An 8,890-nucleotide genomic window follows, 5' to 3' on the forward strand; every position below is an offset into this window, starting at 1 on the left:
GCAAATAGAACCACTATTCACTAAAAATTTCCGACTTTTTATCCTCAATTTTCTGCCATCCTCGCTACGGGCGCTATTCTCGGTCAGGCTCCTAGGAGCCTGTCGGACTTAAGACAATTTCGGCCTAAAATCCAGAAAGTGCGAGAAAGTGCGAGAAAGTGCGAGAAAGTGCGAGAAAGCGCGAGAAAGCGCGACCAGAATTTTATGCTCGAAAGCATAAGTCCGACAGGTTCTTGGCGCCACTACCACATTAAAATATGAACGAAAGTACTGTATTAAAACGCCCCACAATCAGGTTTTATTCGTCATGTCTATTGTTCTGATGTTCTGGTTGCCATACTTATAACTGTATTAGAAAAGGTCACTGGTATAAGAATGAATACACTTTTTTGCGGAGCCTGGGCGACACATGCCAGTGCCGCTCAATCTAATTAGCCGCATCGAATGATGCTTTTTGCTGATTTACTGGACTGACTGATAATAAGCCTTCACTCTATTGTACAGCCAACCACTGTCGTCACGAGCGGCATCGAGTCCAACAATGCTTGTGGTGCTGCCACCACCCCACAAAATACCAAAAATATTACTCTTCTTTAAAACATCCAGATGTCCTTGCTGCCAATTGGCATCACCCTCTTTGAGATAGGAAACCACTTTGCTGGCATTGAAGTTATAATCCACCTTGGGGTTGGCAAAGGTCAATTTGGTAATATAGGGTTTAACATTAGTTAAATTCTCCTCCAATGCCTTGTCGCCAAACAGATAGACCGGGGCGGTGGAACCATGATCTGCGCGCGCGTCAATATCACTGGGAATCTGGATATGGCCTCCGGGTAACTGGAAAAGCAAAACCGGTATATTAGTCAGTTTCTGGCTCACACCGGCAATAAAATTAAAATAGGTATTCCATGCAGGTATGTTATAGGTATAGCCATTATTGAGATTATTTGGTATGGCACCTAAATTGTCACGTTCGTATTTGTCAAAAGCAATGAAGTCCGGCCTCCATGGATTATTCAGATCGTATAAATGCAATCCCTCAAGGAATTTAGCTTCGGCGTCAACATGCGCTACCAGTTGGTCGGGATGATGAATCCATTTATGACCCTGGGGATCACCGGCCCAGATATTATCCATCCACCCGAAAGGGACATCAGGGGCCTGGGTTTTTATGATCCAGCCAATGGCATCCATATAAGCGTTGATACCCGCCTGATTAGTAAATTCTGCCGGAATGTCGGTGGGCACAGGCACGTTTGCATCTTTGTAGGCCCTGACAATGGCGGTACGAAGTTTCAGCTTCATGGTTTTCAGGTTAAAAGGTGCCCATTCGACGCCTTTGGCGATTTTATGAATCTCACCCAGAAAATCGGGGTTGATGATCAGTGTGGCGGGAATCGGGTGAGTATCATCTTTTTGGCTCTGAAGGTAATTTGCGATAATGATTAAATTGGCAAGCCGGTGCTGCAGGTTTTTCGCGTATTCTGGTTTGGTACTCAGGCCAAAGTCGGTATTCATGGCATCTGTGGAACTACTCGCGCCGGAGGTGTAGACCACAACAACGGGCATAATGCTAACGTTGTCGCCCTTTGCTTCCAACAACCGGGCCAGTTTGATCAGGTTTTGCGATTTTGTAGGTTTGGCGTGCACCCTCAGGCTATACGTATCTCCGCCGCCGCCCAGGGCATAAGTAAAGATAGCTTCGGTTTTACCGGGAAGGCTGCGGGAAAGAAGGTGTTGATAACTGAACGTATTTTGCGAACCTTCAGCAATGGAACCCATGGTGGTTATACCGGCAGGCCAGCCTTTGACGGATGGCGCGTCATTACTGGCATAAACTGACCATGTCAGCGACTGGAATAAAAAAACAAGCAGAGCCAGGGGGGAAAAATACTTCATATTATCTTTCTCTATGCAATACTTACTATTAGAGACACAAAGGTCATCAGCAATTAAATTTTCAGAGTTAAGATTTGGTACAACCGGCCTCTTTATTTCAGTTAAGAAAAGTTCACAGGTGATCCTGTTTTAGTTACCGGGGTTCAGCTTTCGGTTTTCCAATAAAGAAGCATGGTTGCCAAAGTCGATTTGACTGTGCGTAAGATAGTAGTTTATAGATACCTCAAATACCAATACTAGGAGCCTGTCGGACTTAAGACAATTTCGGCCTAAAATCCAGAAAGCGCGAGAAAGCGCGGCCAGAATTTTATGCTCGAAAGCATAAGTCCGACAGGCTCCCGGGAAATTATTGACAATCTTTTATGCGCTGAAACCGCTGCCTGTTTTACGCTGTTCACAAAAGATCATGAGCACTTTTTCATGAGCGCTTTTTAAAGAGCGTGCTTAACCGGTTTGAGCTTCCACCTGATAGTGTTTAGTGTTGGTGGTAAACAATGCAATACCAAGATAGGCAAATACAACAGAGATAATAAAGTTAAGCCAGTTAAGCAAAGCCCAGGGTGCGAAATCCAATACCTTAACCCCAAGTGTTGACGCAAAAAAAGCGCCGCCCGTTGTCCAGGGAATCAAAGCTGTTGTTAAAGTAGCGCCTTCTTCTAAAGAACGGGATAAGACGAATCTGGCAATGTTTTTTTGGTCGTAAGCCTCACCGAAAAGTTGCCCTCCAAGAATAATCGACATGTAGGCTTCGCCCATGGTTACATTACCAAAAAAGCAGCCAGTGAGTGTAACGAAGATCAGGGTTGCTTTTCGTTTTATCTGCTTAACCAGCACAGAGATCAATATGTAAAGAAACTGGCAGCGTTCAAGAATACCCCCTAAAGCCAGCGCCATTAAAGAGAGTGACAGCGTCCACATCATGGAGGCAATGCCCCCCCGGTCCAGAACATGGTCAACGCTGGCAATTCCGGTATGCGTTTTATTGCCATCGTATAAAGTGGTGAGTACTGACGGCAGCGTTTGATCTTGTAAAAAAACAGCAATGACGACTGCGGTGATGGATGATGTCAGTAAAGCAGGCTCCGCGGGTATACGGGCAACACTTAAACCCAGCATCAGGACAATAGGTAACAGGGTAATAGGGCTTAGGTTGAAATGCTGCGCGATAGCGCCCTGAATCGTGTTAAGTGCGCTGACAGGCAAAGGTTCACAGGCGAATTTAGTCCCTACGACAGTGAAGATGACCAACGTCAACAGGTAAGTGGGAGCAGTCGTATAGGTCATGCTCCTGATATGGCGATCGAGCTGCGTTTTTGCAGCCATCGCGGCGAGGTTGGTGGTGTCAGACACAATGGACATTTTATCGCCAAAGCAGGCGCCAGAAACAATAACCCCCGCCATAAGGGGAGCGGGTATTCCCAGTGTTGTACTGATGCCCATCAAAACAACACCAATAGTTCCTACCGTTCCCCAGCTGGTGCCTGTGGCAATGGACATAAAACTGCATAGCACTAAAGACGCGGGCAATAGTATGGCGGGATGGAGAAGTGAAATCCCGTAGTAAATCAGCGTAGAAATGGTGCCGCTGGCAATGAAAGCGGCAATGAGCACACCAATCAAAATAAAAATATAAATGGCTGTTAGCGCGGAGCTGATACCACTGTGCATGGCTTGACGGATAGTCGTGTAGTCATAGCCCAGCATCCGGGCACTGGTGGAGGCGACGAGAATGCAAATCAACAATAAACTGTGCAAGCTGGTATGAAGAAAGAAAAGTCCGCCACTGATGGTAACAATGATAATTGCCATGGTACAAAAGGCATGGATGAACGAAGGGGTCTGAAGGAGAATTTTTTGAGATTGTTGATCAGGCACACTCTTTACTTCCTACTCAAGAATTGTAATAAACGAATTATCCTTGTCAGACCTTTTATGGGCGAAGGTGCCAATAAATGGTGGATTTCCATAAGTGCCAGGCGCCTGTCGGACTTATGCTTTCGAGCATAAAATTCAGTAGGGCGAGTCAGAATTTTCGATCAATTTGCGCGAATAGTTGACCTGTTTAAGCAAATTGACCGGAAATTCTGGCCGCGCTTTCTCGTACTTTCTCGTACTTTCTCGCACTTTCTCGCACTTTCTCGTATTTTCTGGATTTCAGGCCGAAATTCTCTTAAGTCCGACAGGCGCCTGGCTAATAAGCAAAAACATTTTTCAGTAACGCAGATTCTGAGTTAACGTTCTCTATAGCAGACAAAAAAGCGGGCTGATCAGATCTGAGTGTTTAAAATGTATTCAAGTAATAGCATAGAACACCATGAATCAGTCAGCTAACTTGTACAACAGTGTATGTTTTTTAGGGCAGTGAAAAAACATCGTCTATTGCTTTGTATAATTCTCCTTGAAGTGGTTATACGACGCGGGTAAAAACCTGTACTTTTATTACAGGAGTCACAATGGCCAGGAGCTTGTCAAACTCAGGTTTCCAGGGTGTGGTTCTCCCTGGCTTTTTAGTATCATCATGACATAATGAATTGGCCCTTGAAGAAAAACCCGATGTATTCAACCCGACCACCCTCCGCAGATAAAACGGCGACTGATCATCAGCCTGTGATTCGCCTCGAAGGTGCCGTGGAGCGTGTCACTTTTCACAGTGAACAGTCCGGCTTTTTTGTGATCCGTGTGAAGTGCAAAGGGCAGCGGGAACTGGTGACGATGACGGGGAACACCCCGTCTATTACTGCCGGTGAGTATGTTGAAACCACAGGGATCTGGTTTAACGATGTCAAGCATGGTGTGCAGTTTAAAGTTCAGCGGATCAAGACAGTCACGCCTACTACGATTGAAGGCATTGAGAAGTACCTTGGCTCTGGAATGGTAAAAGGCATTGGCCCGCATTTTGCCAAACGGTTGGTTAAAGCCTTTGGTGAAAAGGTCTTTGATATTATCGAAGCAACGCCTGAGCGGTTGATGGAACTCGATGGTATTGGCAAAAAGCGGCGGGAGACAATCACCTCTGCCTGGTCTGAGCAGAAAGTCATCCGTGAGATTATGGTGTTTTTGCAGTCTCACGGGGTAGGGACAGCCCGCGCTGTAAGGATTTATAAAACCTACGGGGATGAGTCTGTCGCTAAGGTGCGGGAGAATCCGTACCGACTGGCACTGGACATTCACGGCATTGGTTTTAAAACCGCCGACCAGTTAGCCATGCGGTTGGGCATTGACCGGTTGTCGTTAATTCGTGCGCAGGCCGGTGTCCGTCATGTATTGCAGGAATTTTCCGGTGAAGGTCATTGTGCCCAGAAGTTTCAGGTATTAGTGGACACAGCGGTTAACCTGTTGGGCATTCCTGAGGATACCATCAAGCAAGCCATCCAGGCAGAAGTGGATGAAACCCGCTTGACACCGGAAACCATTGACGATGAGCCTTGTGTTTTTCTTACGCCATTGCACCGTGCTGAAGTGGGTGTGGCTCATCATGTTAAACGCTTGTTAACAGGCACTACTCGTTGGTCAGGCATTGATCTTGACAAGGCCATTCCCTGGGTTGAAGAGCAAGCAGCTATTGAGCTATCGGCGTCCCAAAAATCAGCGGTAGCCCAATCTGTACAAAAGAAATTCTGTATTATTACCGGCGGCCCCGGCGTGGGTAAAACTACTGTGGTTAACAGTATTTTGAAAATCATTATGGCCAAGGGGGCGCATGTTACTCTTTGCGCGCCCACGGGGCGTGCGGCTAAACGGTTATCAGAATCCACCGGGCAGGAAGCGACAACCATTCACCGTTTGTTAGAGTTTGATCCGTCACGGTTTGATTTTAAACGCAATGGGGATAATCCGCTGGCAACAGACCTGCTGGTCGTGGATGAATCCTCCATGGTGGATGTCGTGCTGATGAATCAGCTACTGCGTGCGGTACCCGACAATGGGGCAGTATTTTTAGTGGGCGACGTAGACCAGCTACCCTCTGTCGGGCCGGGAGCGGTGTTAAGTGATTTGATTGATTCCGGCGAAGTGCCCGTCTCACGGCTGACAGAGATTTTCCGTCAGGCGGCAACGTCACACATTATCACCGGTGCCCATGCCATTAACCGTGGTCAGGTTCCACGTAAAAGTGCGCAGGGGGAGAATACCGACTTTTATTACATCACAGGTGATGATCCTGAAGCGCTGTTCAATAAATTAATGACCGTGGTCACCCAGCGTTTGCCCGAGAAGTTTGGCTTTGACCCGGTAAAAGATATTCAGGTGCTGGCACCGATGAATCGCGGTGGACTCGGTGCGCGAAGTCTGAACGTTGCCCTTCAGGCAGCCCTTAATGGGGATGCCCACCCTAAGGTCACCCGCTTTGGCTGGACTTTTGCCCCGGGCGATAAAGTGATTCAAACGGTCAATAACTACGACAAAGACGTCTTTAATGGTGATATTGGCACAGTCAGCAGTATTGATATGGAAGAAGGTGAGTTGATGATTGCCTTTGACGGGCGCAGGGTGAATTATCAGGTCAATGAACTGGATGAGCTCTCCCTGGCTTATGGGATAACGATCCATAAAAGTCAGGGTTCCGAATATCCCTGCGTCGTGATCCCAATGGCCATGCAGCACTTTACCTTGTTGGAGCGTAACCTGCTCTACACGGGTGTAACCCGCGGTAAGCAGTTAGTGGTGCTCATCGGTCAGGCGAAAGCTGTTGGCATGGCCGTTCGTAATGTGAAATCCGCCCGGCGGATTACCCACCTGTCTGCCCGGCTCAGGGGGGTGTCCGGGAATCAACAGACTTTGTTGTAGTCGTTTATCCAAAGGGCAATAATCACTGGGCCCAAGGAGCCTGTCGGACTTATGCTTTCGAGCATAAAATTCAGTAGGGCGAGTCAGAATTTTCGATCAATTGGTGCGAATAGCTGGCCTATTTAAGCAAATTGATCGGAAATTCTGGCTGCGCTTTCCCGCGCTTTCCCGCGCTTTCTCGCGCTTTCTCGCACTTCCTGGATTTTAGGCCGGGATTGTCTTAAGTCCGACAGGCTCCAAGTGCGTTAAATCAGATTGCGAAGTCCTAATTGTTCGGGGTAAGGCTTCAGATAGGCTTGATTCTTGACATAATCAGAGCCATGGATGTCCAGAAAATGCCGAAGCAAGGTCAGGGGAACCACTAAAGGCACTATGCCCTGGCGGTATTCCTCAATGAGCTTGAGAATCTGTTGCCGGTCTTCACTGGCTACCGTTTGCTTGATATACCCCAGTAAGTGAAGCATCACATTGGTATGACTTTTTCGCGTAGCCCTGCGAGCCAGTGTTTTCATAAAAATAGTAATATAGGCATCTTGTAGCTCAGCCAGCGCTACCTTTCGCCCCTTGGCAACCAGCCTTCCGAGCTCAGTATAATTTTGCGGGTTGTGGGCCATCAGCGTGTATTTGTAGGCGGCATGAAAAGCACCGATAGCCTCGTAGGAAACAGCGTCCTGTACTGTTGTTTGCCAGCGATGAAAGGCATAAATCCGGGTAAAAAAATTTTCTTTTAATACCGGGTCATGTAAACGTCCTTCCTCTTCAACGGGCAGTAATGGATTCGTTTCCATGAGTCCTTTAGCAAATAGACCACTGCCACTGAAGCCACTGGGGTTTCCATTGGGATGATAAATTTTTACCCGCGCCATGCCACAACTCGGTGATTTCTGCATTAAAATATAGCCGCTGATGGAGGTCATCTCCCTGGCCGTATTAATACCGTAATCCCTGAGCTGTTCTGTGACATCCAGTTCTTTTGTATCGGTGCCCACAACGGCATAGTCATGCTCTGAACCCACCAGTCTGATGGGTTCTCTGGGGGTGCCCAGGCCAATGCCCACCTCAGGACAAACGGGGGTTAAATCAAAGTAATCAGCCAGGGTGTTCATACACAATGAAGAACGTTTATGACCGCCGTTGTAGCGAACCTTGTGTCCCATCAGGCACGCGCTGATACCGATGGGTATTTTTTTCTCTGGCTTGGGAATATCAACTATTGCCATAAAAAAACCTCCTTATTATTCTGATAAAAGTTTACCTGGCGGATACTTTATGACCACCAGGAAATGCTTTCCACAATCTTTGTCGACAAAATGTTTGTTGTTCCAGGCATTGAATCCCTTTTATGCCAGAGCATTGGGGAACATAACAGGCCGTATGTCAGGTATTCGTTGTTTTTTGCTAGCCCGGATATTTCATAAACTCCCTTAGAGCCGCAAGGAGCAAGCAAGGCCAGGAGCATGTTTATGAAATATCCGGGCTAGGAGGCTGTCGGGCTTAAGCTTTCGAGCATGACATTCAGTAGGGCGAGTCAGAATTTTCGATCAATTTGTGCGAATAGTTGACCTATTTAAGCAAATTCATCGGAAAATATGGCCGCTCTTTGTGGATTTCAGGCCGAAATCACCTTAAGTCCGACAGGCTCCTAGCAGCCGATCGAGATGGTTAGCAAACTGCTGACGGTCACTGTGGCTTAACGCGGATGGCCCGCCTGACTGAATCCCACTGGCCCGTAATGTTTCCATAAAATCTCTCATGGTGAGCTTGGCCTGGATAGTTTCCGGCGAATATAACTCGCCACGAGGGCTTAGGGCTGTTGCTCCTTTTTCCATCACTTCTGCCGCTAACGGGATATCACCGGTAATCACCACATCACCGGCTGACGCCCGTTTAACAATTTCATTGTCTGCTTTATCAAACCCTGAAGCTACCTGTAACATCCGAATAAATGGTGATGGCGGCACACTTACCGGCTGGTTAGCCACGAGCGTTACCATCACCTGTAGACGGTCTGCCGCACGGAATAAAATGTTTTTGATAACGACAGGGCAGGCATCAGCATCAACCCATAACTTCATATTTCGTTTCGCTCCTGGTAACTATTCAACAAGCCAGGAGCCTGTCGGACTTATGCTTTCGAGCATAAAATTCAGTAGGGCGAGTCAGAATTTTCGATCAATTTGTGCGAATAGTTGACCTATTTAAGCAA

Annotated in this window: 5 protein-coding genes; 1 reads left to right on the forward strand and 4 read right to left on the reverse strand. The window is 47.3% G+C overall.

Translation table 11 applies throughout. The annotated features are described in order from the left end of the window. Nucleotides 1–462: 462 nt before the first annotated feature. Together V4C51_RS16055 and nhaC are read right to left on the reverse strand one after the other, a co-directional pair. The gene (locus V4C51_RS16055; protein WP_330927195.1) at nt 463–1,899 is read right to left on the reverse strand and encodes a hypothetical protein; all 1,437 of its coding nucleotides are present in this window, start codon (nt 1,897–1,899) and stop codon (nt 463–465) included. A 444-nt stretch (nt 1,900–2,343) separates the two neighbouring features. Continuing rightward, nucleotides 2,344–3,774 carry a Na+/H+ antiporter NhaC gene (nhaC, locus tag V4C51_RS16060; RefSeq protein ID WP_330927196.1) on the reverse strand — a complete coding sequence of 477 codons (1,431 nt, stop codon included), beginning with the start codon at nt 3,772–3,774 and terminating at the stop codon, nt 2,344–2,346. Between the two features lie 678 nt (nt 3,775–4,452). Between nhaC and recD2 the strand changes: the two genes are divergently transcribed. Then, nucleotides 4,453–6,684: an SF1B family DNA helicase RecD2 gene (gene recD2, locus V4C51_RS16065; RefSeq protein WP_330927197.1), complete on the forward strand. Its 2,232-nt coding sequence runs from the start codon at nt 4,453–4,455 to the stop codon at nt 6,682–6,684. A gap of 245 nt (nt 6,685–6,929) precedes the next feature. On the opposite strand, the gene V4C51_RS16070 is transcribed toward recD2, so the two are convergent. Both V4C51_RS16070 and V4C51_RS16075 read right to left on the reverse strand, forming a co-directional pair. After that, entirely contained in the window at nt 6,930–7,904 is a 975-nt protein-coding gene (locus V4C51_RS16070) for a YbgA family protein (protein ID WP_330927198.1), read from the reverse strand. A gap of 405 nt (nt 7,905–8,309) precedes the next feature. After that, entirely contained in the window at nt 8,310–8,759 is a 450-nt protein-coding gene (locus V4C51_RS16075) for a YaiI/YqxD family protein (RefSeq protein WP_330927199.1), read from the reverse strand. Nucleotides 8,760–8,890: the final 131 nt, after the last annotated feature.

The sequence above is a fragment of the Candidatus Sororendozoicomonas aggregata genome (assembly GCF_031528575.1).
Classification (GTDB): domain Bacteria; phylum Pseudomonadota; class Gammaproteobacteria; order Pseudomonadales; family Endozoicomonadaceae; genus Endonucleibacter; species Endonucleibacter aggregata.